The 24,470-nt window shown below is 61.0% G+C and carries 21 protein-coding genes and 2 pseudogenes; 18 read left to right on the plus strand and 5 right to left on the minus strand.

From position 1 onward, the window contains the following. The first annotated feature begins 51 nt into the window (after positions 1-51). The 8 genes from M2375_RS03710 (at position 52) to M2375_RS03745 (ending at position 8,403) form a co-directional block, all read left to right on the plus strand. Positions 52-1,134 carry a long-chain fatty acid--CoA ligase gene (locus M2375_RS03710; protein WP_259164040.1) on the plus strand — a complete coding sequence of 361 codons (1,083 nt, stop codon included), beginning with the start codon at positions 52-54 and terminating at the stop codon, positions 1,132-1,134. Further along, positions 1,131-2,621, plus strand: a complete 1,491-nt coding sequence (locus M2375_RS03715; RefSeq protein ID WP_259164041.1) for an acyl-CoA reductase — start codon at positions 1,131-1,133, stop codon at positions 2,619-2,621. The genes M2375_RS03710 and M2375_RS03715 overlap by 4 nt, the downstream gene beginning before the upstream one ends. Before the next feature lie 10 nt (positions 2,622-2,631). Beyond that, positions 2,632-3,378 (plus strand): ABC transporter ATP-binding protein, encoded by a 747-nt coding sequence (locus tag M2375_RS03720; protein ID WP_259164042.1) that lies wholly within the window; start codon positions 2,632-2,634, stop codon positions 3,376-3,378. Next, positions 3,375-4,160: an ABC transporter permease gene (locus tag M2375_RS03725; RefSeq protein ID WP_259164044.1), complete on the plus strand. Its 786-nt coding sequence runs from the start codon at positions 3,375-3,377 to the stop codon at positions 4,158-4,160. The genes M2375_RS03720 and M2375_RS03725 overlap by 4 nt, the downstream gene beginning before the upstream one ends. 41 nt (positions 4,161-4,201) lie before the next feature. Further along, the gene (locus tag M2375_RS03730; protein WP_259164045.1) at positions 4,202-5,239 is read left to right on the plus strand and encodes an ABC transporter substrate-binding protein; all 1,038 of its coding nucleotides are present in this window, start codon (positions 4,202-4,204) and stop codon (positions 5,237-5,239) included. 1 nt (position 5,240) lies between these two features. Further along, positions 5,241-6,026, plus strand: a complete 786-nt coding sequence (locus tag M2375_RS03735; protein WP_259164046.1) for an SDR family oxidoreductase — start codon at positions 5,241-5,243, stop codon at positions 6,024-6,026. Between the two features lie 159 nt (positions 6,027-6,185). After that, the gene (locus M2375_RS03740) at positions 6,186-7,643 is read left to right on the plus strand and encodes a deoxyribodipyrimidine photo-lyase (RefSeq protein WP_259164047.1); all 1,458 of its coding nucleotides are present in this window, start codon (positions 6,186-6,188) and stop codon (positions 7,641-7,643) included. A 382-nt stretch (positions 7,644-8,025) separates the two neighbouring features. Further along, positions 8,026-8,403, plus strand: a complete 378-nt coding sequence (locus M2375_RS03745) for an ASCH domain-containing protein (RefSeq protein ID WP_259164048.1) — start codon at positions 8,026-8,028, stop codon at positions 8,401-8,403. Positions 8,404-8,508: 105 nt separating this feature from the next. On the opposite strand, the gene M2375_RS03750 is transcribed toward M2375_RS03745, so the two are convergent. After that, entirely contained in the window at positions 8,509-9,816 is a 1,308-nt protein-coding gene (locus tag M2375_RS03750) for a HAMP domain-containing sensor histidine kinase (protein ID WP_259164050.1), read from the minus strand. Next, complete coding sequence (locus M2375_RS03755) at positions 9,767-10,462, minus strand: response regulator transcription factor (RefSeq protein WP_259164051.1); 696 nt, start codon at positions 10,460-10,462, stop codon at positions 9,767-9,769. Before M2375_RS03755 ends, M2375_RS03750 begins: the two co-directional genes overlap by 50 nt. Positions 10,463-10,932: 470 nt before the next feature. Here M2375_RS03755 and M2375_RS03760 point away from each other — a divergent pair, with 470 nt between their 5' ends. Next, the gene (locus M2375_RS03760; protein ID WP_259164765.1) at positions 10,933-11,853 is read left to right on the plus strand and encodes a pyridoxal-phosphate dependent enzyme; all 921 of its coding nucleotides are present in this window, start codon (positions 10,933-10,935) and stop codon (positions 11,851-11,853) included. A gap of 89 nt (positions 11,854-11,942) precedes the next feature. On the opposite strand, the gene M2375_RS03765 is transcribed toward M2375_RS03760, so the two are convergent. Further along, on the minus strand, positions 11,943-13,298 hold the full coding sequence (locus tag M2375_RS03765) for a PLP-dependent aminotransferase family protein (protein ID WP_259164052.1): 1,356 nt from the start codon (positions 13,296-13,298) through the stop codon (positions 11,943-11,945). Positions 13,299-13,440: 142 nt separating this feature from the next. Here M2375_RS03765 and M2375_RS03770 point away from each other — a divergent pair, with 142 nt between their 5' ends. From M2375_RS03770 to M2375_RS03785, 4 genes are all read left to right on the plus strand, one after another. Further along, on the plus strand, positions 13,441-13,845 hold the full coding sequence (locus M2375_RS03770; protein WP_259164053.1) for a VOC family protein: 405 nt from the start codon (positions 13,441-13,443) through the stop codon (positions 13,843-13,845). Between the two features lie 200 nt (positions 13,846-14,045). Next, positions 14,046-14,675: a LysE family translocator gene (locus tag M2375_RS03775; RefSeq protein ID WP_259164054.1), complete on the plus strand. Its 630-nt coding sequence runs from the start codon at positions 14,046-14,048 to the stop codon at positions 14,673-14,675. Positions 14,676-14,733: 58 nt separating this feature from the next. Further along, the gene (locus M2375_RS03780) at positions 14,734-15,579 is read left to right on the plus strand and encodes a PhzF family phenazine biosynthesis protein (protein WP_259164055.1); all 846 of its coding nucleotides are present in this window, start codon (positions 14,734-14,736) and stop codon (positions 15,577-15,579) included. Positions 15,580-15,687: 108 nt separating this feature from the next. After that, entirely contained in the window at positions 15,688-16,176 is a 489-nt protein-coding gene (locus tag M2375_RS03785; protein WP_259164766.1) for a DinB family protein, read from the plus strand. A gap of 441 nt (positions 16,177-16,617) precedes the next feature. Here the strand turns inward: M2375_RS03785 and M2375_RS03790 are convergent, their stop codons facing one another. After that, positions 16,618-17,109, minus strand: a complete 492-nt coding sequence (locus M2375_RS03790) for a hypothetical protein (protein WP_259164056.1) — start codon at positions 17,107-17,109, stop codon at positions 16,618-16,620. Positions 17,110-17,190: 81 nt separating this feature from the next. Here M2375_RS03790 and M2375_RS03795 point away from each other — a divergent pair. The 5 genes and pseudogenes from M2375_RS03795 to M2375_RS03815 form a co-directional block, all read left to right on the plus strand. After that, positions 17,191-17,346: pseudogene (locus M2375_RS03795) on the plus strand (GNAT family N-acetyltransferase); the annotation flags it as partial. A gap of 789 nt (positions 17,347-18,135) precedes the next feature. Further along, positions 18,136-20,295, plus strand: a complete 2,160-nt coding sequence (locus M2375_RS03800) for a TonB-dependent receptor (protein ID WP_259164057.1) — start codon at positions 18,136-18,138, stop codon at positions 20,293-20,295. Then, positions 20,295-21,035: an ABC transporter ATP-binding protein gene (locus M2375_RS03805; protein ID WP_259164058.1), complete on the plus strand. Its 741-nt coding sequence runs from the start codon at positions 20,295-20,297 to the stop codon at positions 21,033-21,035. Before M2375_RS03800 ends, M2375_RS03805 begins: the two co-directional genes overlap by 1 nt. Further along, positions 21,032-22,435 (plus strand): DUF3526 domain-containing protein, encoded by a 1,404-nt coding sequence (locus M2375_RS03810; RefSeq protein WP_259164060.1) that lies wholly within the window; start codon positions 21,032-21,034, stop codon positions 22,433-22,435. The genes M2375_RS03805 and M2375_RS03810 overlap by 4 nt, the downstream gene beginning before the upstream one ends. Beyond that, entirely contained in the window at positions 22,432-23,754 is a 1,323-nt protein-coding gene (locus M2375_RS03815) for a DUF3526 domain-containing protein (RefSeq protein WP_259164061.1), read from the plus strand. The genes M2375_RS03810 and M2375_RS03815 overlap by 4 nt, the downstream gene beginning before the upstream one ends. Here the strand turns inward: M2375_RS03815 and M2375_RS03820 are convergent. After that, positions 23,724-23,825: pseudogene (locus M2375_RS03820) on the minus strand (IS5/IS1182 family transposase); the annotation flags it as partial. The gene M2375_RS03815 and the pseudogene M2375_RS03820 overlap by 31 nt on opposite strands. Positions 23,826-24,470: the final 645 nt, after the last annotated feature.

A 24,470-nucleotide genomic window follows, 5' to 3' on the forward strand; every position in this document is an offset into this window, starting at 1 on the left:
CGCATGGGGGGAGCCTTCGGAGCATGACCTCACCGCTCTCGAAGGAATTCCATGGACAAGGCCGATACGCTGGTCGCAGACCTGCTTGCATTCATCGCAATGGATGGCTGCACCGATGACCAGTTTGACCAGCTCGCGCTGCGTCTTTTTGCCTACCAATACGCCGCCAACACACCGTTCCGCAGCTTTTGCCAGCGGCGCGGCGCCAGCCCGCGCACGGTCAAGACCTGGAGCGATATTCCCGCCGTGCCCATCGATGCCTTCAAGGCGCTGGAGCTGCGCAGCGAGCCACCGTCGCCCACCGAGCGTGTGTTTATGACCAGCGGCACCACCGGCCGCGCGGCACGGGGCCGGCATTTTCATCCGGCCTTGCAGGTCTATGACCTGTCGATGCAGCAGCATTTCGCCACCCGTTTTATGCAGGGCACCGCGCGCATGCCGATGGGCATCTTGTTCCCCGATGAAGCGGCTATGCCCAACTCGTCGCTGGCGCATTACCTGGCGCTGGCCAAGTCGAGCTTTGGTACACCGGAGAGCCGTTATTTTCTGGGGCCGGAGGGCCTGGATATGGACGGGCTCTGCGCCGTGCTGGAAGCGGCCGAGCGCAAGGGCGAGCCCTATGCGCTGCTGGGCGCCAGCTTTAGCCTTGTGCACGTGATGGATGCGCTGCGCGCCCAGGGCCGCCGCTTTGCGCTGCCAGCGGGCAGCCGCATCTTGGATACCGGCGGCTACAAGGGCCAGTCGCGCGAGCTGCCGCTGGCCGACTTTTATGCCGGCCTGACCGAGCTGCTGGGCGTGCCGCCCGAGCTGTGCATCAACATGTATGGCATGACGGAGCTGAGCACCCAGTTCTACGACAACGGCAATGCCACCCTGCCATCCGTCAAATCGGGGCCGCACTGGATTCGCTCGCGCCTGGTGGAGCCCGTCAGCGGCCGCAGTGTGGCGCCGGGTGAGCGCGGCATTCTGGTGCACTGCGACCTGGCCAACTACAACGCCGTCAGCACCATCCTGACGGAGGACGTGGGCCTGTGGGCCGATGGCGGCTTTTTGCTGCTGGGCCGGGCCGAAGGGGCCGCTGCCAAAGGCTGCTCGCTGGCCGTTGACGAGTTTGTGCAAGCGGCGCGCGCATGATGCCGCAAACCGCTGAACGCATACGGGCCGGCTACTTGCCGGGCCTCGATGCAAACCAGCTGCGCTGGCAGGTGCTGGTGTTTGAGCGTGCGGGCCAGCGGCTGGAGGTCGAGGTGCCCGTGCTGAGCGGCGCGCAGATGCAGGCCCTCACCGAGCGCGTGCGTGCGGCCGCGCAGCGCCAGCTGCAGCCGATGCCGCTGACTGAGATCGTCGCCGCTATTGACCGCGCCATTGCCCGCCTGCTGGACCCGGCCGACCCGTATCGCCGCCAGATCGATGCCTGCCTGCCCCTTGTCTGCGGCTATGACGCGGCGATGGTGCGCCTGGGGCTCAACGGCCTGTTCAAGACCTTTCGGGCGCCCCAGCTGTGGCGCTTTGTCGGCGAGGATTTTGCCAACCCTGGTGTGCTGGACGGCTTTGTGCCCGCCGCCAAGGGCGGTGCGGTGCGCGCCTATGGCCCGGGCCTGCTGCTGCACAGCTGGGCGGGCAATGTGCCTGCGCTGTCGCTGTGGAGTCTGGTTTGCGGCCTGCTCGTCAAAGCGCCCAGCGTGGGCAAGCTGGCCAGTGCCGAGCCGCTGTTTGCCGGCTGGTTTGCGCGCTTGCTGGCAGAAGTACATCCACCGCTGGCCGACTGCCTGGCGGTGGTCTGGTGGCCCGGCGGCGCGCAAACGGGCGACAGCGCCGAAGGCGCGCAGGTGCTCTACGCCGAGGCCGATACGGTGATGGCTTACGGCAGCAACCAGACCCTGGCCGCGCTGCGCCAGCAGCTGCCGGTAACCACCCGCTTTTTGCCCCATGGCCACAAGCTGGGCTTTGGCATGGTGGGCGCTGCGGCGCTGGATGCCGTCAAAGCCCCAGCCACCGCCCGGCTGGCGGCCTGGGATGTCATGCGCTATGACCAGCAAGGCTGCTACTCACCCCATGTGTTTTATATAGAGCGGGGCGCTACCGTCTCACCCCGCGCCTTTGCCGATTACCTGGCCGCCGAGCTGGCCAACCTGCAGCAGCGCTTTGCGCGCCGGCCGCTGGATCTGGAAGAGGGCGCCGGCCTGGCGCGCTGGCAGCAGTCGCTGGAGTGGCGCGCGCCTGCCGATGATGGCGCGCTCCCACAGCTGATTGGCCCGGCCGATGCGCCCTGGAGCGTGGCCTATAGCGACAGCCTGGAGCCGCTGGCGCCGACGGCGCTGTACCGCAGCATCGTGGTGGTGGCCGTGGACCGCCTGGACCAGGTTGTGCCCTTGGTGGCAGTCCAGCGCGACTACCTGCAGACCGCAGGCCTGGCGGTAGGCCCCGAGGATTTGTACCGTTTGGCGGGCCTGCTGGGCGCCGCTGGCGTCACCCGCATCAGCGCGCTGGGTGCCATGGGCGTGCCCGAAGCCGGTTGGCACCACGATGGGCGCTTTAGCCTGCTCGACCTGGTGCGGATGACCGAGATCGATGCCGCAGCCGAGGCCGCTGCGCAGCCGCTGGCGCGCTACGCAGACTGAAGGCGGCGCGATGGCATGGATTGATATAGAAGACCTTAGCTTTGCCTACCCGGGCCAAGCCCCGGTTGTGGATGGCGTGCGTTGGCAGATGGAACAGGGCGCGTTCCACTGCCTGCTGGGCCGCAGCGGTTGTGGCAAGACCAGCTTGCTGCAGCTGGTGGCTGGCTTGCTGCAGCCGCAGGCGGGCCGCATTGTGCGCGCAGGCGGTGCGCTGGCAGCACCCGGCCCACAGCTGGGCGTGATGTTCCAGTCGCCCACCTTGCTGGACTGGCTGACGGTGCTGGACAACGTGCTGCTGCCGCTGTCGCTGCAGCGCAAGCCGACGGCGCAGGACCGCCAGGCGGCCGAGCAACTGCTGGCCCAGCTGGGGCTGGCGGCGCTGGCCCAACAGCAACCCGGTCAACTGTCTGGCGGGCAGCAAAGCCGGGTGGCGCTGGCGCGGGCCTTGATTCGCGAGCCGGCCTTGCTGCTGCTCGACGAGCCCTTTGCCGCGCTCGATGCCATCACCCGCGCCGAGCTGCAAGACGAGCTGCTGCGCAGCTGCCGTGCGCGGGGCACGACCGTGCTCTTTGTCACCCACGACATCAACGAAGCCGTGTACCTGGGAGACCGGGTGGCCCTGATGCATGGCGGGCGCCTGGTGGCGGACATGGCCATTGACCTGCCCAGGCCCCGCACGCAGGCCGTGCGCCATGGAGCGGCCTTTAACGCCTACGCGGCCCAGGTGCGTGCCGCTATGGATGGGGCCAGCGCATGAACCCGATCCTGAAAGCCCGGCTGGGGGCCGCCGCGCTGCTGGTGCTGCTGCTGGCGGGCTGGGAGAGCGCAGGGCGCTTGGGCGGGGTTTCGGCCCTGGTGCTGCCGGTGCCGTCGGCGGTGCTGCAGGCCTTGTGGTCGGGGCTCGCGTCCGGCTACTTTTGGCCGCACTTGCTGGCTACCGTGCAAGCGGTGCTGTTGGGGCTGGCAGCGGGTGCCTCCTTTGGGCTGCTGGTAGGCATGGTCTTGGCCGAATCGGTGCTGCTGGAGCGGGTGCTCAAGCCCTATGTGGTTGTCAGCCAGGTGGTGCCCAAGCTGGCGCTGGCGCCGTTGTTTGTGCTGTGGTTTGGCTTTGGCATGCTGCCCACGGTGCTGATCACGGCCTTGGTTTGCTTTTTCCCGCTGATGGAAAACACCTTGACGGGCCTGCGCCAGGTCGATGCCCAGCGGCTGCAGCTGTTTCGCATGCTGGGGGCCAGCCGCTTGCAGACCTTGCTGCGGCTCAAGCTGCCCACGGGGTTGCCCGCCATTTTGGCGGGCCTGCGCGTGGCCGTGGTGCTGGCGCTGGTGGGCGCCGTCGTCGCAGAGTTCATGGGTGCCAGCCAGGGGCTGGGCGCGGTGGTGATCGCCTCCCAGGGAATGATGGACACCAGCTTGATGTTTGCCGCGCTGCTGCTGATTGCGGCGCTGGGCCTGCTGCTATACCAGGCCTGCATGCTGCTGGAGCGCAGATTGCTGCGTGGCCATGCGGTGGCTGCTGCCCCGGCAGGCCCACGTCATTGACTTTTTTGGTATTTGCTTGATTGCTTTTGGAGGGACCGCTGATGTCTGCACCTTTTCTGACCTATCCCGTATCGCGCCGCCGCTGGCTGGGCGCGTCTGCCAGCCTGCTGGGGCTGGGGCTGGCGGGCAGCGGCATGGCTGCGGGCGCTGCAAGTCCCGTCAGCGGCAAAATCCGCTTGGCCGGCTGGAGCAAGCCGATCAGCGAAATCACCAATATCCTGGCCGAGCCGGACAAGGGCTTTTTCAAGGCCCAAGGGGTGGACCTGACTTACCTGCCTGGCGCAGGGGGCGGTGACGCGATCCGCAATATCCTGAGCGGCCAGGGCGATGTGGCCTTTACCGATCCGGGCTCGTTCTTTATGGCGCTGGACAAGGGCGAGAAGCTGGTCGCCATCTATGATATCTACCCGCAAAACGTGTTCAATGTCGTCTCGCTGCGCTCCAGCGGCATCCGTACACCGGCGGATCTGAAGGGCAAGACCATTGGCGTCTATAGCCTGGCCAGCGGAACGCGCCAGAACCTGCTGGTGATGCTGCACCAGGCAGGCCTCAAGGAATCGGATGTGCGCATTGTGGTGACCGGCCTGTTGAACTTTGCACCGCTGATGCAGGGCCAGGTCGATGCAACCGCCGCCACCGACACCGGCCTGGCCGTAGGTCTGCGCAAGGGCATGGGCGAGGTGCAGGTGATGCCCGTGCGCGACTACCTGAATATGTCCAGCGATATGTTTGTGGTGCGCCGGCAGATGCTGGAGCAGCAACCGGCACTGCTCCAGGCCTTTTTGCGCGGCTACCGCGACAGCGCGGCCTGGATGATGGCCCAGCCCGAGGAGGCTGCGACCTTGGCCACCAAGCGCGCCATCGATGGCACCCAGCGCGATATCAACCTCGATGTGATCGGCCTGCGCAATGCCTCCGCCCAGCCGACCTTGCGGGTGCAGGGCAAGGTTGCGCCGCTGGGCAGTTTTGACCTGGCTGCGCTGCAAAAGGGCGCTGATGCCTACCATGCGCTGGGCATGGTGCAGCAGCCCATCCAGGTGGCCGATGTGGTGGACAGCCGTTGGCTGCCAGGGGCCTGAGATGGTGGAGAGCAGTGCTTTGAATCTGCGCGGCAAGGTGGTGCTGGTAACGGGCGCCAGCCGGGGCATAGGTGCCGCCATTGCCCAGGCCTTTGCCCGCGAAGGCGCCACGGTGGCGGTGAACTACCTGGCCAACGAGGCAGCAGCCGCCCAGACCGTCGCCGCCTGCCAGGCCGCTGGCGGCAATGCCTGGGCGGTGCAGGCCGACGTGGGCAACCCGGCAGCGGTGGACGCCATGGCCCAGGCCATTGCGCAAGAGGCCGGGCCCATCGACATCGTCGTGAACAACGCCTTGTGCCCCTATGCCTTTGACCCCGAGCGCCGACAGCCACTGGATGCGCTGGCCTGGAGCGACTACCAGGCGCAGTTCGATGCGGCCGTGGGCGGCGCCTTCCATGTCTGCCGCGCGGTGCTGCCCCAAATGCGCCAGCGCGCCCGGGGCAGCATCGTCAATATCAGCAGCAATCTGGTGGATCACCCTGTCGTTGCGTACCACGACTACAGCACGGCCAAGGCCTCGCTGGTGGGCTTTAGCCGCAACCTGGCCAGCGAGCTGGGGCCCTTTGGCATACGGGTCAACTGCGTCGCCCCGGGCCTGGTCTACCCCACGCAGGGCAGCGCGCAAACCCGCGAATCCTTCCGCGAATCACTGATGGCCGCCACCCCGCTGCGCCGCCTGGCCAGCCCCGAGGATGTGGCCGGCCCGGTGCTGTTTTTGGCATCGGACCTGAGCCGGTTTATGACGGGGCAGGTGTTGCTGGTGGATGGGGGCTTGGTGATGCGGTGAACGCGAACGGCAGCGGAGGCGAGATGACGGGACCTTCTCTGGCACTCTGCGCTGCCACGGCGAGGCACAATGGCGCACCGGAGGCGGTCTGCGATGGCTTGGCCATTTCCACCCATGCCTCGGGCATCCAGAAAAAGTTAGAACAGGAACCCCTCCACCATGGCCAGCCGCGCCCTGGTATGGATACGCCGCGATTTGCGCTGCGACGACCATGCCGCTCTCTACCATGCCTTGCACCGCTTTGAGCAGGTGTACTGCGTCTTCGTTTTTGACACCGACATCCTGGATCTGCTGCCTACCCGAGAGGACAGGCGGCTGGACTTTATCCATGCCAGCGTGCTGGCACTGGACGAAGACTTGCGCCAGCTGGCGGCGGACCGTGGTGCGCCAGGCTCGGGGCTGCTGGTGCGCCATGGCTCGGCTGCGCAAGAGGTGGTGCAACTGGCGCGGGCGCTGGGTGTGCAAGAGGTGTTGACCAACCGCGACTACGAGCCCGAGGCCATCGCCCGGGATGCGCGGGTGGCCGGCGATCTGCAAGCGGCTGGCATTGCCTTTAGCGATTACAAGGACCAGGTGCTGCTGGACCGCGACGAGGTGCTGACCCAGCAAGGCCAGCCCTACAGCGTGTTCACCCCCTACAAGCGCGCCTGGCTGCAAAAGCTCGATGCCTTCCAGTGCAAGGCCTACCCGGTAGCGCGTTATGCCCGGCATTTGGCGGCGCTGCCAGCGGGCGAGGCAATACCGTCGCTGGCCGCTCTGGGCTTTAGGCCCAGCAATCTGGCATCGCTCAAGATCCCGACCGGCAGCCAGGGCGCTCAGCAATTGCTCAAAGATTTTTTGCCGCGCATGGCGGGCTACCAAGACGCGCGGGATTTTCCGGCGGTCAAAGGTGTCTCTTACCTGTCGGTGCATTTGCGTTTTGGTACGGTGTCCATCCGCCAGCTGGCGGGCCTGGCGGTGGCACAGGCGCGCACTGGTTGCGAGGGCGCGCAGACCTGGCTGTCCGAGCTGGCCTGGCGTGACTTCTACGCGATGATTCTTTGGCAGCACCCGCAGGTGGTGACCCAGTCGTTCCGCCCTATCTACGACCGGGTGCAGTGGGACGACGCCCCCGAGCTGTGGCAGGCCTGGTGCGAGGCCCGCACCGGCTACCCGCTGGTGGATGCTGCCATGCGCCAGTTGCTGCAGACCGGCTATATGCACAACCGCCTGCGCATGGTGGTGGCCAGCTTCTTGACCAAGGACCTGGGCATTGACTGGCGGGCGGGTGAGCGGTTTTTTGCCCAGCACCTCAACGACTATGACCTGTCATCCAACAACGGCGGCTGGCAGTGGGCGGCATCTACAGGCTGCGACGCCCAGCCTTGGTTTCGCATCTTCAACCCCATCACCCAGTCCGAGCGCTTTGACACGGACGGCAAGTTCATTCGCCGCTACCTGCCCGAGCTGGCCAAGGTGCCCGACCGGTATATCCACTTTCCGGCCGCGATGAAGCCGCTGGAGCAGCAGGCCTGCGGTTTGCAGCTGGGGCGCGATTACCCGCAGCCGGTGGTGGACCACGCCAGGGCGCGCGAGCGGACCTTGATGCGGTTTCACTTTATGAAAAACCCGGATTGACCGGGCAGACGCAGGCATAGGCAGCCTTAGGCAGTCACCAAGAGAACGACGGGGAGCCCCTGGTTCCCCAAAGCGGTCATCGGTTCAAAAACAGCTTGATGGCAGTCTGAGACTTGCCGCGGGATAGCCCTGTCCTTGCCTGCTGGTCAGCGATTGGCTGCCGAGTTGAGGATCGCCGGGTGTCGCGGGCATATCTATACTTGGATGTTCAGACAGGCGTCCGTTTTTAAAATCAGTGTCCAGAATATCCGCAGCTATTGCGGCTAGCACCATGACCATCCCCTCACACGTTCTGACTATGTGGTCTGCATTCTCTTTGGAGGAAGGCGGAATCCAAGACGAAAGATTCTACGAAGCGTTTGGCTTCGGGGACTCGCCGTCTATGGCCGATGAACTCGGCCAACTCGTGCTGGCGGGCATTAAGTGCGCCACTGCCGGATCCGTCTGGTCCTACGAGTCGAGCGGCAAAGGCGTACCCAAGCCCGGCGACTTGAGCGTGGTAACTGATGCCAATGACATCCCTCTGTGCATCATCGAAACCGTGCAAGTCGATGTCATGCCGTTCAGTGCCGTGTCCGAGGAGTTTGCGGCTACGGAAGGAGAAGGGGATGGCTCCCTTGACTACTGGCGCAAAGTCCATGTCGACTTCTTCACACGCGAATGCGAAAGCTCAGGCCGCAGGTTCAGCCAAGACATGCTGCTCGCATGCGAGCGATTCCGGGTGGTCTATCCGCGAGAGGCAGGTACCAGGACAGCCTAAGCCCTCGCGCAAGCGGTGCGCCAACGGCGCCACCTTGCGCCTGGCTTGCGTTCTGAGACCTCCGCGTTCAGACCAGGGAAGGGACGGGAGTTTTACAGCGGGTCCCTAGGCTGCGGGGCGCATGTTCAGCATAAAGCGGCAACCTTTTTCCGAGCTTTCGACCGCCATGTGCCAGTTCAGGTGCTCCACGATGCGTTGCACGATGGACAAGCCAAGCCCTTCACCACTGAGGCGTGCGCTGGCTGAAAAGCGCTGAAATTGCTGCGGATCGATGCTGGACGGCAGGCCCGGTCCGGAGTCAGAGATGACCAGCATGGTGTCGTAGAGGGCGATGCGCACTTCGCCTGCTTCCGTGTATTGGCAGGCGTTGCGCAGCAGATTCCAGATCACGCTGCGCGCCAGTTCGGCGTTGGTATGCGCGTGGGTGTTTTGCGGCGCATCCAGAACCACGGCCACCGTTTTTTTGGCCAGCCAGGGTTGGCATCGTGTAATGCATTCCTCGATCAAGGGACGCAAAGGCACATCGGCCCGGGCCAAGGTGTGTGGATCGCGTGAGAGCAGCAACAGACACGTCAGCTGGCGTTGCATTTCCTGCGTGGTGCGCACGATGCGCTCTGCACTTGGAACCAGGTGGCTTTCTGCAGGCAATTGGTGCACGATGGTTTCCGCCGCACCGGCAATGATGGCCAGCGGCGTGCGCAATTCATGGCTGGCATCTCCGACAAAGCACTGTTCGCGCTGCAGGAACTGTTCGAGCTCATCGCTGTGCTGCGCAAAGGCGCGCGCCAGCACGCCGATTTCATCATGCGCATCCTGGAAGGGGAAGGGCTTTTGCTTGCGCTCAACGGCTCGCGCCAAGCGGGTAATGGGGGCGGTAACGCGTGCCGACGTCAGTCTCCCGATCCAAAACGCGCCCAGCACACACAGCAAGATGACCAGCGGCCCGAAACCGTCAATCATGTATTCCAGATACGCGTGGTTCCCACCATTTTGGAGGAGGTAGTAGCGCTGGTCGTTGATCTCAAACACCAGCAGGTGCCAGTTTCGGGGTTCTTTCAAGCTGTGGAAGCCTGGCGCGTATTGGCGCAGCGCATCGGGCACGGTCTTGGCGTCATAGAGCTGCTGGCCTTCAGGCGCGGTGGGGGGGATGCCTTGGGCAATATCGGCCTGTAGCCGAGGCAGCTCGTTGTGCAGACTTTGGGAGGCCACATGCGCTCTCAGCTCGTCGTAGTCAAGTTGCTCCGCCACGACCACGATCCCCATGACGGCCACCATCAGCAGCACGAACGAGACCGTAATGCGCGTCCTGAGAGTCATCCGCTGGTAGATGGATTTCATGAGGCTTGTTCTGTTCTTTGCGAGATTATTCCGGCACAACCACCCCGGGTTCACGCAGGCGCCAACCGATGCCATGCACCGTTTCTATGAGCGCGCATGTGAAATTTTTGTCAATCTGCTGGCGCAAGTCATGGATGTGCGTGCGCAAGGCACCGCTTTCGGGCGGATCATCGCCCCAGAGCAGGTATTCCATGGCCTGCTTTTTGACGACTGCAGGTGCGGCGCGCATCAGACATAGCAGCAATTTATGGGTGGTTGGTGTCAGCCGGATAGCCTGGCCCTGTCGCGATGCCTGTGGCGCCAGGGCTTCCACCCGCAGATCTTCCCAGACCAGCGCGCCTTGCACTTGTCGGCCTTGGGCCCGGCGCACCAAGGCCTTGATGCGTGCGTCGAGCTCTTTCAGTGAAAAGGGTTTGACCAGATAATCGTCCGCCCCCAGCGCAAAGCCTTGCACGCGGTCATCGACCGGATCGCGCGCGGTCAGCATCAGCACCGGAACGGGATTCTGAAACTCCTGGCGGAGTTTGTGGCACAGCGCCATGCCATCCAGGCGCGGCAGCATCAGATCCAACAAGATGACGTCGTAATCGTTTTGCGTTGCCATACGCAGGCCCGTGGCGCCATCGCGCGCATCTTCCAGTACATAGCCTAGTGGCTCGAAAAAATCGTAGAGGTTGGCCACCAACTCGGGGTTGTCTTCGATGATGAGCAGGCGTGTCATAGATGGTTCGGATCTTAAAGTCTTGTGTAGCAGCCTCCCGAACTATAAATAAGCTTTGGCTGAAAAAAGCACGGGGCAGGGCGGCCGACTTAATGGCGGCATCTTGTGCGGCAGAGTGCGGAAGATCACCCCATGGGATGGACGCCGATCGCCCGAGCCCGCTTTCAGGCCATGGCAGGGAGTTTTGCAGAGGGTGCTGCAGGCTTGGCGTTCGACTTTCGGCAGCGAAGGGCAAGCCATCGCAGAAGGTGGCATAGGCTGCATAAGTGAGTAGGGCGGCGGCGCCTGCCATGGCGTGGGGGCTGTCACGGTCTCTTCTGGATTCGGGCAACAAAGCCCTATCATCTCCAACCCACACTGCAGGCTTTGGTGAACATCCGTCTCCATATACCGGCTAGCAGATGAACACGGCGAACTCGCTCGCCTCCAAGATCCCAACGCAAAAAACCCTCTCTCATTGGTGCCAAAAAATGCCTCTCCATATTGAAACGCCTCTCGTCCGTTCCCAACCGCTGAGTTTGCTGAGCGAGAAGGAAATATGGCTCAAGCTCGATGCGCTCCAGCCATGCGGTTCATTCAAGCTCCGAGGGGTGGGAATGGTCTGTGACGAACATGCGCGCCAGGGCAAGAAGCGCTTCATCTCTTCCTCGGGTGGCAACGCTGGAATTGCGGTGGCTTATAGCGGCCGGCAGTTGGGCATTCCCGTGACCGTGTTTGTGCCGGAGACCACCACGAGCCGCGCCAAGGAACTCATCGAGCAAGAAGGTGCTGCGGTGGTGGTGTATGGATCGTCCTGGCAAGAGGCGAATGAGCTGGCACTGTCTCGCCTCGATGATGAAACGGCGTTCATCCACCCATTCGATGAAGAAGGGCTCTGGCGTGGGCACTCGACGATGGTGGACGAGATAGTCAAGTCTGGGGTGGGTTTCGATGCCATCGTGTTGTCGGTGGGCGGTGGCGGCCTTCTGTCTGGTGTCGTTGAGGGCCTCAAGCGCCACGGGCTATCGACGCCCGTGATTGCGATGGAGACCTACGGCGCTGACTCTTTGAATCAAGCAGTCACCGCAGGCAAGCTGGTGGCGCTTCCCGCCATTACCAGCATTGCGACTTCGCTGGGTGCTAAACAAGTCTGCAACAACGCTTTCCAGGCCACTGCGACGCACGATATTCGCTGCGGCCAAGTGAGCGACTTGAAAGCCATCGAAGCATGTGAACGCTTTCTGCTTGATCACCGCATTTTGGTAGAGCCCGCCTGCGGTGCGTCGTTGGCCGCGATCTACGATGCCAGAGCGGACCTGCTTGGCAGCTTTAGAGCGCCACTCGTGATCGTTTGCGGCGGCGCGACGGCGACACCTGCACAGCTTGCGACCTGGAGAAATAGCCTGGTTTGACCGCGTATTGGCGTTGGCCATGTTGAGGAACTGCGTCCGATCTCCGGTCCCGATGGTGAAGCGGCCACGGGCCTTGTGCTCGCCTAGCGTCAGGCCCGCTCCTTGAGCAAGCTTGCCAACATGGCCAAAGCTTCATTCAGCGCTTCCCAGCTGGCGCCGCCCAGGCAGATTCGCAGGCCGCTCGCACTATCAGCAGGCCTGACCATGGTGCTTTGCGGCGGGGTCAGCTTCACCCCCAGGTCCATGGCGGCGGACGCGACGCCATCGGCGGCATCGCGGTTCATCGGCAGCCAGGCGTGATAGGCATCAGGGTGCCAGACGAGACCGCGTGTCCCCAGGAATGAGGCGGCCAGTTGGGACCGTCGCCGGGCCTCATGGCGGAGGTCTTGTTGGATCGAAGCAATCACACCAGTGGCCAGCCAGTCATCGACCACGGCGCACGACAGGGCGGACGGGGCCATGGGCAGCTCACGCAGCAAGTCCTGCGCGGCATCGCACAGACTGGGGGGCAGCGCCAGCATACCCATCTGCAGACCCGGGCCCAGCGACTTGGACAGTCCGTTCACGTGCAGGGCGATCTCGGGCGCGAGTGTCGCCAGCTGGGGCAACCCTGGAGGTGAGGCAGCATACACCCCATCTTCAATGATCCAGGCACCCGCTTGGCGACAGATCTGCGCAATGGCCTGCCTTCGTGCAACCCCCATGGTGGCGGTCGTCGGATTGTGCAGCGTTGGGGTGAGGTAAACCGCTGTCCCTTCTATGCCCTTGATGGCCTTGATGCCTGCGAGTGCACCGGCGAGCGCCTGCGGCACCATCCCCTCGGAATCGATCTCGACCCCTTGAATCCGGTACCCTTTGCGCCGGGCCAGCGCGATAGCACCGGGATAGGTGATCCGCTCCGTCAGAATCACCCCGTGCCGCCCGCACACCAGATCAAAAGCCAAGGCCAATGCCTGGCGGGCACCGCTGGTCAGCACCAGCTGCGACGGCTCCACCCCCAGGCCGAGCGTACCCAGCCAGCGCGCGAGCACGCGACGGTGTTCAAGATGCCCACCGGGGGGCGCATACAGATTGAAGTGATCTGCATCGATCTTGCGCGCGATCCCTGTCAAGGTTCGCGCCAAAAGCCGCGCGCCCAGCACTGCCGGCGGCGCATTGGCTGAAAGATCGATCTGCCGACTGCCATGGGCCTGGAGGATGGCCACAAAGGTTCCCCGCCCTTTGACGCTGCGCGTCAGGCCTCGGCGCTCCAGGATGGCATAAGCCTTGGTCACCGTGCCCAGGCCGATCTGCAATGTCTTGGCCAGATCCCGGTGCGCGGGCAGACGATCGCCTCCCGCCAGCCGGCCTTCGATGATGTCGCCGGCCAAAGCCAGCGACAGCCGTTCGGCCACGTTCGCGCCTGTGCTGGCCAGATGGGGAATCCAGGGTGATGGAAGGAGCACGCTCGCGGCCTCAGAAATATAAGTGTCTCGTTACACTATTTAAATACTTCAATAGTGTAACGTTCATGCCGGTGCTTCTGGAACGCAGTTTCCCCTTGTGAAAAGCGCCTGACCGCGATGCGGGGAAGGGATGGAGACGGGTATGTTGAGCCACATTACTGTCGGCGCCAGCGAGCTTGGGCGAGCGGGTCGCTTTTACGATGCGCTGCTCACACCGCTTGGATTGAAGCGCAGAATCGTCTCGCCCGATGGCGGGCCTGAAGCGCTGTGCTGGGTTGCCACACCTGCCAGCTTGCCGCGCTTTTATGTCTACCGCCCCTTCAACGGCGAACCGGCAACCGCTGGCAACGGCAGCATGGTGGCCTTTCTTGCTCCATCGATAGCGGCCGTGAACACTGCCTATGCCGATGGACTGGCGCATGGCGGCCGCGATGACGGCGCGCCAGGGCCCCGCCCGCGCTACGGCGACGGCTATTACGGCGCTTACCTGCGGGACCCCGATGGCAACAAGGTTCATATCGTCCATCGCGCAGACCTGCAGCCTTAGGGAGGCTCTGCAAAACGCCCTGCCGTGGGCTGAACGTGGGCTTGGGCGATCCGCTGCGTTGTCTTCCTTGTCAATAGCTCGCTATTGACTGCAAAAGACGCCTTGCGCCTCATCCCGATCCGCATCCATCCCATTTGGCGAGGGTGATGCAGAGCCTCCCTAGCGCAGCTCGCGCAACATAATTTCTGGAGCACGCCTTCATGACCGCCAGCCAGTTCGCACTTGTCTACGGCACCTATCTCATCGCCACGGCCAGCCCTGGGCCGAGCAATATGGCCATCATGGGCACGGCGATGCGTGACGGACGCCGCCCCGCGCTCGCATTGGCGGCGGGTGTCGTCACCGGCTCGCTTTTCTGGGCGATCCTGGCAGCCACCGGCGTTTCTGCCGTATTGACCGCCTATGCACAGGCGCTTGTCGCCCTCAAAATCGCTGGCGGTCTCTATCTGCTCTGGCTGGCCTTCCGCGCAGGCAAATCGGCCATGCAGCAGAGCCACAACACCGCTGGGCTGAGCGTGCCAGGCAGGGCGCTACGCTATCGCTCGCGCTACCGGCAGGGCGTTCTCATGCACATCGGCAATCCCAAGGCCATCCTGTCCTGGGTCGCCATCATTTCGCTGGGCGTCCGCCACAACACCCCTGCCCAAGAGGTAGCGGTGGTTGTGGGGGGCTGTGTGCTCCTCGGGATGGGGGTGTTCGGCGGCTATGCCGTCGTCTTCTCCACCGCCTCGATGATTGCCCTGTATGCGCGGTTGCGGCGATGGATCGAAGGCCTGCTCTCGGCGGTGTTTGCAGTCGCGGGGTTAAAGCTGCTGGCTGTGCGCAGTTGAAGCCCTGGCCCCTGCACCGCTCCTTCCCCCCTTTGTTACCACGTACAGGACCCCCACCATGACCATCGCTATCCATATGGTTGACGTTTTCGGCACAGGCGCGCTTTCTGGCAATCCGCTGGCTGTCGTCACCGGTGCCGATACGCTGAGCACACACGACATGCAGCGGCTGACGCAATGGCTCAATCTTTCTGAAACGGCATTTGTGTTCGCCCCCACGCATCCGGGGGCGGACTACCGGGTCAGAATTTTCAGCTTGGACAGGGAGATGCCTTTTGCAGGGCACCCGACCCTCGGAAGCTGTCACGTCTGGTTGTCCACCGATAGCCGCCTTGAACACAAAGCGACGATCGTCCAGGAGTGCGGTGCAGGTCTGGTCCAGATCCGGCGCGATCGAGGGCGGCTTGCATTCGCTGCGCCAGCGCTGATCCGCTCTGGCCCGCCAACCCCATCCGAGTTGGACGAAGCGCGGCAATTGCTTGGCATTGACGCCAGCGACATTCTGGACGCCGCCTGGATCGATAATGGCCCAGGGTGGCTGGGAATCAGGTTGATGTCAGCGGAGAAAGTGCTGTCACTCGACCCCGCCAGGCGATGGCACACCCGCGTCGATATCGGCGTGATTGGCCCGCACACCCATGGCGGTGATGCTGGTTTCGAAGTTCGGGCCTTCTTCACAGACCATCTGGGAGCCATCGTCGAAGACCCGGTTACCGGAAGCCTCAATGCCTCGTTTGCGCAATGGCTGTTCGCAACCGGGGTCGCCCATGGCGACTACATCGCCGCTCAAGGCACCTGCCTGGGCCGACAAGGTCGCATTTACCTGACCCGCGACGCTGCCAATCAGGTCTGGGTAGGCGGCGAAACACGCACCCATATAGAGGGGGTATTGCGTGGCCTTTAACAACATAGGATGAGTTCAAACATGCCGACAACCACACAGGGTGCAACCACCCCCAACCGCGCCTGCGATAGCGCCACACCATCCGCCTCGGCGATCAACACCTTGAAAATGCTGGTGCGCTACAAGCGTTGGGCGAATGGCCTGACGTTCAAGGATGTCCTGGAGCTACCCGAGGGTGAGGCCCTGCGCCAAAGGCCAACGCGATTTGGCAGCATGATGCACACCTTGAACCATGTGTATGTGGTGGACGATATCTTCAGACACCATCTGCAAGGCAAGAAGCATGGCTACACTGCGCGCAATACCGAGCACACGCCCACCGCGGGCGCTTTATGGGAAGCCGTGCAGGAAATGGATCGCTGGTATATCGATCTGGTCGACACATGGTTGGATGACGACCTCACGAAAGTCGTCCATTTTGAATTCATTGGCGGTGGGCAAGGCGCCATGACCCGTGAGCAAATCGTGCTGCACATCGTCAATCACGGCAGCTACCACCGCGGCTTTGTCGGCGACCTGATGTACCAGGTGCCCTTTATGCCAACGGCCAACGATCTGCCCGTCTTCATCCGGGATCAATACGGCGGCGGACACTGAAAATTCCCAGGACGAGCGAGGATATCGGCGACGGTTTCGCCATCCTTGCTACGGCTTGGGCAGTGGCCAGTATCAAAGACACCTTGCGAAGCGAAAGATGAAAACCGCAGCTGATTTTTGGCAAAAACCAAGAAGCCCCCTTTGGCGCAAGGGCGCGACTGACTTGTGCGCGGCTGACTTGTATTGGCTTGATGCGACCGCTCGTCAATAAGTGGGAATTGCAGCGGTTGTTCCCACGCATGCCCGCATCGTGAGCCATCGGTCACAATCGCATAGCGGACATCCGAGCACCACGGCTCAAGCCGGCCCAGCGACGGGTTTCAGGTGAGTCGCCGGCGGTGATCCAGGGAACTCCTAGAAGTCTGCTAATGCGGCCCATGAATTGGCGCGGCCGACCCATTGCAGCCGCGCGCTGCCGCGCGAGCCGGCGTGGCCTGAAGCTCAGTCCTCGGCAGGACGCGGATAGCCTGCATCTGCCCAACGTTGCGCAGACGCTCGGGTGAGGCTGTGGTCCGGCCTGACCCGAACCTTGGCCAACTCGCTGCCGTTCCCTGCAGTGGCGGTGAGGGTCGCGGAGGGATTGTCCTCATCGGGCTCAATATCGAGAGAGATGGTCACGCGCGATCCGTTCACCTCGATCTGGATGTCCTTGTGCAACTGCGCTGCCAGGTGCTGCTCATGCCGACGCATGACTTCGTGGGCAGTCTTTACCAGTGTGTTGAAGGCAGAAACGTCAAGTGGCTTGGGGCTTTTCTTGTCGCGGCCCATGGTCCATGGGCCGACCAGGCTTGGCTCAACTTGGCCGTCCTGGGTCATTGCGACGGCCCAGCCATCGTCATCTTCATTCTTGATGACGCGGGCCTCCCAGCCGTTGTGATGCCAATAGCGGTCTTCGAAGACTGAGGCAGCTTCTTGTTCGAGCTCTCCGGACATTTCTAGACCTTTGTGAAAACAATCAAGGTCGAAATTTTACTGTTTATTCATACAGGTTCGCGTAGATGGGTCTTTTCTGAAGTGGCGCTGCACGGGGTATTGCGCACAGACGTCAACATGCAGAACTCCCAAGCGGTTGGCTTCTATCAACGGATGGGGTTCGTTGAAACTGGACGCTCGCCGGTGGATTCACAGGGGCGCCCTTATCCCCTTATTCACCTGCGTTACCAGAGCTAGCTGAACGCGGGCTGTGCTGGTCACGGTAGGGATAGTTGCGTGATATCTGCTCTTTGTGTTGCACGAGCTAGCCGGTGTTAGCTCAGCTTAGCCATAGCCGCATCATGGAAGGCGGGAGCGACGATAGGCCTTGATGAACCAGATGCGCTCTAAAGGTGTAATAATGATAATTCATTATCAATTGGTCAAACATGCTTGCGCTTAGCCAATCTGCTTCACGCTGGATACTTGCCACCATCATGGCTTGTGTCTTGCTCGCGTGGCCGTTGCACCAAGTACAGCATGCCAGTGAGCCCATAGGCAAGGCGACTACGATAGCCCAGGGGATTGAGTCAGCCGTCTCCAACTTGGACGGAGCTGCATCAAGCCACGAAGAAAGCACGAAGGATTCATGCCTATGGTGCATGTTCCATGCGAGCCACTTGGAGGCTTTGCCCGTCTTTTTTCAGTTCTGCGCGCATGCTGAAGCCAGTCCTCCACCAGTGCTGCTGTGGGCAGGGTTGCCCTCTGCGCACAGCCCACTTGCGGCTCATCCGCGTGGCCCACCTACGGCCTGAATCAGTCAGACGGCATTCCCGCGCTGCCTCTCTAGCTGCCGTTTGAATCTCCAGCTCGCAATGAGCAAGGTACCGCCTTCTCATTCCATGAAAAGATTTGGCGATGGGCGGTCCAGCCGTGTCGGGACGGTGTGTTCTAAACCCGGTCTTTCACTATGTGCTCATGTGGGCAGGCCTTAGTGCGCCTGTCACGTGGTCGTATGCGTTTTCACAAGAACCTTCTCCAAGTTTTATGTCTTCCTTCTATCCCCTCGGCCTTTTGAACACGAAGCGGCGCTGGCCCACTGCGAAGCTCAGCGCTGTTGCACTGGCGGTTTCGCTCCTTCCTGGCGTCCATGCGCAGACTTCTGAACAAAGCGCTTCCGATTCTTCCGTGTCCCAAGGCGCTACAGCCGAAGTCACACTTCCGTCCGTGGAAGTGCTTGAAAGCGCCGGCTCAGCCAGGCGCGCGCTGGGAGACCGTGCAGCAGTCTCGCTGAAGGCAACCGCCTTGCCAACCACGGTGCAAGAGCTGACACCAGACGATATCGCCAGCACAAACGTAGGGCGCGACATCTCCAACGTGTTCCGCCGGGTGCCGGGGGTGCTTGCCAACAATATTGACCAGGGCGAGACTGGCAACGGATTTCGGATGCGCGGATTTGCCACACAAGGAACCCATGGTGCCGACACTGCAGTCTATGTCGATGGCGTCCCACAAAACATTCCATCCAGCCAAGGCGGCGCGGGCCACGGGCCAGTTTTCTTGGAGTGGCTGCACCCCGACCTGATTGATGGCATCGATGTCATCAAAGGACCTATCTCGGCGCTCTATGGTGACCAAAATCGTGCAGGGGCAGTCGGGATTCGAACCAAGAACGGCGGCAGCGCCACCCCTTCGAGCATCAGCGTGAGTGCGGAGCGATACGGTATGCGTCGTTCGACGCTGCTCCTGTCCAACAGCTTCTCGGACATCGACTCTTTGTTCCTGGCCGATGTGTACCGCAACGACGGCTATCGCTACGACTCGTCGACGGACCGAGACAGCTTCTCGTGGAAGCTTTCCACCAAACATGATGGGGCCCTCTACAGTCTTCGTTTAACCCGTTATGTGGCTGACTTCACTGCCTCGGGCTATCTCCTCCTTCCTCAAATCGAGGCAGGGCTGGACCCGCGCTCGACCCAGGCTAACAATCCGGGCTTTGGCAATGCACGCCGCACCAGCATCGTCTTCAATCGCGCGCCCGCGTATGGTGAGGACGGATGGTATGCAACAGCCTATGCCGAGGACTTCGAACGGACACGAGGAATTACCTCCAACGCCACGACCCACACAGTAGGTGTTGACAACCGTGATATCTATGGCGTGCGCCTGTTGAACAACGCCACGTTTGACCATGCCGCATTGGCATTGGGTGCCGAGCTGCGCAAAGACCGGGGTGACGCTTACCGCCAGATGTACGTCAATCGGATTCCGACGGCGAACTATGTGAACGCACAGTCTTTGGACTTGCTCACCTACGGAGTTTTCGCGCAAGGTCAATGGAAAGCTACGGAGACGCTGAAGCTGAGCGCCGGCGCGCGCTATGACCGATTTGATTACGACATCGACAATCTCAAGCTGCCTGCGGCCAGTACCTCGTACAACAAGGGGAGCTTCACACCCAAGCTTGGAGCATCGTGGTCAGTGCTGCCCAAGCTGGAGCTGTTTGCCAACGTCGCCGAAGGTATGCGCTCACCAGCGGCGGAACAAATCAGCAGCAGTGGATCAACCGGGCCGCTTGGCGCGGCGGGGGGTGTCATCAGCCATGTGGCACCCAGCAAGGTACGTTCTTACGATTTGGGATTCACGGCGGCCCCCGCTGATGGTTGGACCTTGTCTGGCGCCGCTTACTACATCTTGAACACCGATGAAATTGTCAGCCAGGCAGACGGCTCCTTCAAATCTGTCGGGGATACCACGCGAAAGGGCTATGAGCTTGACGCACGTTGGCGGGTAAGTCCGTCAACAAGCATGTATGCCAGCATCGGCAAGATTCTGATGGCCAAGGTGAACAACCCTGCTGCCAATGCAGGTGCCAAGCTTTCTATCCCGGCCACGCAACTTAAGGCTGGAGCGCAGCACAAACTCCGTTGGGGCTCAGGGCAGCTTACGCTGAATGCCGATGCCTATCTGATATCGGATATCCCGTATTACGTTGGAACGCCCACGACGCAGGAGCGGACCATGCCGATGTATACCCGGTACGACTTGCGCGGCACCTACGCCCTGGGCCAAACACAATTTTCGCTGTATGCATCATTCCAGCCTCACCGCTATGGAACCGAGATTGCCTATGGCAGCGCTGCTGGTCTGATGGTCTCGTCTGTCCCTCGCACTACGTTTGGCGCGACTGTCCGCTACTTTTTCTGATGTCCAACAACCTCATTCTTGAGGCTCGCGACCTCACTATCCAACGCGACAGCAGAACCACTCTCAAGAACTTGAATCTAGGCATAGCGTCAGGCACGGTCTACGCATTGCTGGGAGGCAATGGAGCTGGCAAGACAACCACCTTGAACGCCTTTTTGGGCTTCGTCAAAGCATTCTCTGGTCAGGCTTTGGTGGATGGCATCAACGCTTCGGTGCATTCACAAGACGCTCGCTCCAGGCTGGCGTACCTTCCAGAAAATGTTGCACTCTATCCCTACCTGTCAGGGGTAGAGAACTTGCGCTATTTCTGCATGATTTCCAAGTTGCCATTGACCAAAGACGGAGCACATGAACTATTGATGAGTTCTGGTTTGGCCGCAGATGCCCATGACCGCAAAGTTGCTGGATATTCGAAGGGCATGCGCCAGAAGGTAGGCCTTGCCATCGCCACAGCACGGCATGCCCACGCCATGCTGCTGGACGAGCCCACCTCTGGACTTGACCCGGCTGCCGCCAATGAGTTCGCTCAAAGCGTGTTAGTGGCCAAACACGCAGGCATGGCCATCCTCATGGCAACGCATGATCTGCACAACGTCCTCCAGGTGGCGGACCGTATTGGCATTTTGCGCGAAGGACAGCTTGTATCTGAGTTCGACGCGAAACGTGTCGACCATTACATGCTGGAGCGCATCTACCTTGAACACGCAGGCGCAAGGCGTATGGAGGTGGCTGTCTCATGATGGCTTCCATTGCTCTGAAGGAGGCTCGCTCGTTGCTACGGGATGGGCGGCTCTGGACACTGGGTCTCGTCCTGGTTCTGCTGTTTGTGGCGATGCTGACCACGGCTTCCATTCAACGTAACGCCGCCGAACGAGAACGCTCTCAAGTCGAGAGAGTTGCCCGCCAGCAATGGGATAACCAAGGAGACAAGAACCCGCACCGCGCTGCCCACTTCGGCATGTACGCTTTCAAGCCCCAGTCCTTGCTGTCCAGCGTAGACCCTGGTGTCGATAGCTATGTTGGACAAGCGATGTGGTTAGAGCCGCACAAGCGCAACATGGCTCTTTTCTCGCCCGCAGCGGATGCCACGCCTTCCATCGGCTTGGGGCCATTCACTCCCGCATTTGTGTTGCTGGTGTTGGTCCCGCTGCTCATTGCGGTGCTGGGGCACAGCACCATCACCCAAGAGCGTGAATCTGGCACCTTGAGAATGCTGCACGCTTGCGGGATGGACGGCCGCTCGTTGCTGGTTGGCAAATGGATTGGCATAACGCTGGCTCTTTTTATCGTCCTCTTGCCAATCAGCCTGGTGAGCACCTGGATGCTTTCGAATGAGCACTACGGTGGTGCTCTTGCTGCTTTGGGTCTAGCGCTCCTTGCCTACTACATCATTTGGGTAGGCGCAACGGTACTTGTCTCCGTGCACTGCAATAGTTCACGGATGGCGCTGCTTGTTCTAACTGCTCTGTGGGTCGCCTGGGTCTTTCTCGTTCCACGGATCTCCGCATCAGTGGTCGATCGTTGGGCCCCGTTGCCAACCGGTACGGCCTTCTGGCAAGGCATTGGCCATGACATCCAAAATGGCCTGCCGGGTGATGGCTCAGCCGCTGACCGCATGAAAGCCTTTGACGCAAAACTTATGGTGGACAACGGCGTGTCAAGGCTTGAGGACTTGCCCTTCGGTGCGAACGCCAAGCGCCGACTCTACCGAGACAGCTATTCGACCAAAGTCCATCAACTGCATTTCAAGCGGCTATGGTCCGCGCAATTCCACCAACAGAAGCTGCTTAACTGGATGAGCTTCATCAGTCCCTACGGACCGATGGGAACTATCAGCACCGCGATGGCGGGCACGGATTTGGCGCACCGACAGCATTTTGAGATGGCTGCAGAGGCCTATCGCGAAAAGTTCACCACCAGGATGGACGAGTGGGACCTTGCCTCAACCAAGGGAGTGACATCGTTCGAAGATAAATATGCTGGCAATGCGCAGTGGCAGGCTATTCCCGAATGGCGCTACCAGGCGCCGGGGACTGGATTTGCCATCGAAGCGAGCGCTCTGGCTTGGGCGCAACTGCTGGCGTGGTTCACAGCAGTTGCTGGTTGCCTTTGGCTCAGCGCGCGGAGGCTCAATCCATGAATTCCCTGTTTGAAGTGCACTACTGGCGTGCAGAAGCAAGTAAATTTGCGCGGCAGCCCTCAATGTGGGTGTGCCTGGCTGCGCTGCTGCTCGTATCAATGTTTACGTCCATTTCCGCGGGCCTGGACGCAAGAGCATGGCGAGCTGCCGCTGCAAACGATGAGTCGCTTCGCGCGCAGAGGTTGGATGCTGTGATTGAGTCGGCGCACAAAGCCGGTGCTTCGGGGCCTGCGTTGGCGACCGCCACCTATCAAGCTGGGCGCGGAGAATTGGGCTCAACCCGAATGCCGGTGAAAGATGGGCTAGTTCTTGGCGTTCAGAGCCTCCGCAGGTTGCCCTCAGAGTTAAAGGTTTCTCTTGAAAATAGCCAGGTCGACGCACGGGAGCCGGGCCCTATCAAGAATCCTCTGCTCAGTGTGGCAAGCTTGCCGGGTATTCCTGCGATGACAGCCTTGCTGCTGCCCCTCGTTGCACTGATTCTTTGTGCGGGACTGATGCAAGAAGAGCGCGAACAGGGCCGGCTCAGTCTTCTTCGCGTGCAATCTAGCCAAGGTATAGGCGGTTTAATGCGCGCAGCGCTTGCTTGGCGATTTATTGCGCTTTGGATGGTGGCCTTTGTATCCACCCTGCCTGCATTCGCTTTGGACCCCGGTTCAAGCCCGAGTGCCGCACTGGGTTGGCTATGGTCCCTGGCTGTTTTCACCTTCATATGGGTTGTTATTGGAGGCTTGCTGTCTTATGCACCCATTTCCGGCGCAGCCAGTATGCTCTCCGCTCTGGGCATTTGGCTCGCGCTGACCTTCGTCGTTCCCGCGGCCATTGTGCAGGGCGCCCAAATGCATTCTCCAATGCCTTCAAGGCTGTCCTCGATTGTGAAAATTCGAGATGTGCAGCAGGAGAGCGAAGCGCATGAGCAAGAGCTCGCCCAAACTTGGTATGCAAAGCATCCGGACATTCCTGTCCACCTGCCCGCAGTCTGGCCAGCGAGCTTTGTCGTTAGGGCATTACAGCAAGAGCAGGAATTGCGTGCTGAGCTGAAGAGCTTCGAAGATGCGCGCCAAGCCCAGTCAGCGTTTGTGGAGCATTGGTCTTGGCTTTCTCCGGGTTTGAACTTGGTTCTGGCCGGCGAGCGACTCGCTGGAGTGGATGTGCAAAGCCACCTTGCCTACATGCACCAAGTAGATTCCTTCAGGGAACGGTGGAGAGAATTCCTGGTTCCCCGGGTTATGGATCGAAAAGGCTTGGCGCCCGATGCCTGGTCGGGCGCACCTTGCTTTTGTGAGCGTGTTTACGATCTTCGGAGAGGTGAATCGAGATAGGCCCAATGAACGAACTGCAAGGTGGTGTTCAACCACTGCTCGCAGTTGTTCCACAGTTTTCGACTCTTTTCAAATCAAGCAAGGCAGCGCTCCACCATGTGGTCCAAGCAGATGAATGACGGAGTTGCTGTTCAATGAAGTCGCTCAAGACCCAGTCACTCACCAAGCCAGTGACGACCAAAGGCCGGTGGCTAAGCAGAGCTTGCTGTTTGCGCCTCAGTCCACCAACGGCTCAATAGTGTCTAGCAAAGCCGGTGCGATTCAGTCCACGTTATAGACGGTTTCGTCACATGAAGGCGGATAACTTAGAGGTAACGATGCCCTCATAACGCATTGTAAAACAATGTCATTTTTCAAATTACGTCAAAATGACAAACGCATTTGTTATGTTATAAAGTAACATCGCTGCACTTGGTTGCGTATAGTTTTAGCATGTTCGTCTTTGCCTTCCTTCTGATCTTTTTTGCCATCGCAATGTTGGCAGTTGTTTTCACTCATGCGGCAGCTATGCCCAATGGAGAACCCTCTGCTACAGCAGTCAACAAATTAGACCCTTACGTAAATGCACAAGGAATTAGATTAGTTTAATCATGCTCCTGCTGCTGGATAACAACCACTCCAAAACTGAAATCGCAATTACAAAATCTTGGCTTTCAAGAGTGCAACACTCACGTGGTGCAAAACATAAAGATATCTAGAAAAAACTCGGCCTAGAA

The sequence above is a fragment of the Comamonas sp. BIGb0152 genome (assembly GCF_024809975.1).
Lineage (GTDB): Bacteria > Pseudomonadota > Gammaproteobacteria > Burkholderiales > Burkholderiaceae_C > Comamonas.